General features: G+C 46.7%; 1 protein-coding gene. It reads right to left on the bottom strand.

The features are described from left to right. The coding region (locus F3F93_RS12335) for a transposase (protein WP_176959503.1) at positions 1-757 on the bottom strand (757 nt) is incomplete at its 3' end. Between the last annotated feature and the right edge of the window lie 71 nt (positions 758-828).

The following is an 828-nucleotide window of genomic DNA, read 5'->3' as shown; positions in this document are numbered from 1 at the left end:
CTGCTGTCTGGACGTTGTAGCCAACAATGCCGTTGCCTCTGGTTTTCATGGAACGGGCATCGGGATCAGTTAGAGATATTTGTTTATCTGGCTGTTTCAGCATCTCGGCATTCAGTTTCTTCAGCCGTTTCATCTCGTCTTTCAGCTTGGCAATCTTATCTTTCAGTCTGCCTGTATCGGCTTGCCGTATCCGTTCTTCCTGTCGATCTGCCGTATCAAGCTGTCGCATATATTCGTCGATGCTTTTATCAATATCATCCATCCGACGTTTCATTTTGGCTTGGGTAAAGTTCTTGTCCCTGGCATTCACTGCTTTGAATTTACTGCCATCAATGGCCACCATTGATTCAGTGAGAAGATTCAGCTTTCGGCATAACACCACAAACTCGCGGCAGACGTTTTGTATCGCTTTTCCATTATCTTTTCGGAAGTCTGCTATCGTTTTGAAATCCGGCATTAGCCGACCGGTTAGCCACATCACCTCAACATTGCGCTGACTTTCTCGCTCAAGGCGACGGCTTGATTGGATTCGGTTCAGGTATCCGTAAACATAAAGTTTCAACAACATCGCAGGATGATATGCGGGGCGGCCTGTTGCCTGCGGGTCCACTCTACTAAAACCCAGTTCACGCATGTCCAGCTCATCCACAAAAACATCAATCACTCGAACTGGATTGTCCTCAGCTACATAATCATCCAGCAGCTCAGGAAACAGCGTGCTTTGGCTGCGGCTTTCTCCAATAACAAATCGTTTCATGCAAATACCCCACAAGACGTTGTGAGATAATTATACCATTATTGACCAGCGTTTTCACACACTCTGGGCCG

Source organism: Mariprofundus sp. KV (genome assembly GCF_013387475.1).
In the GTDB taxonomy this organism is placed as follows: domain Bacteria; phylum Pseudomonadota; class Zetaproteobacteria; order Mariprofundales; family Mariprofundaceae; genus Mariprofundus.
Note: the sequence above shows the minus strand (reverse complement) of the source record. Positions and strands in the feature narration are given on the sequence as shown.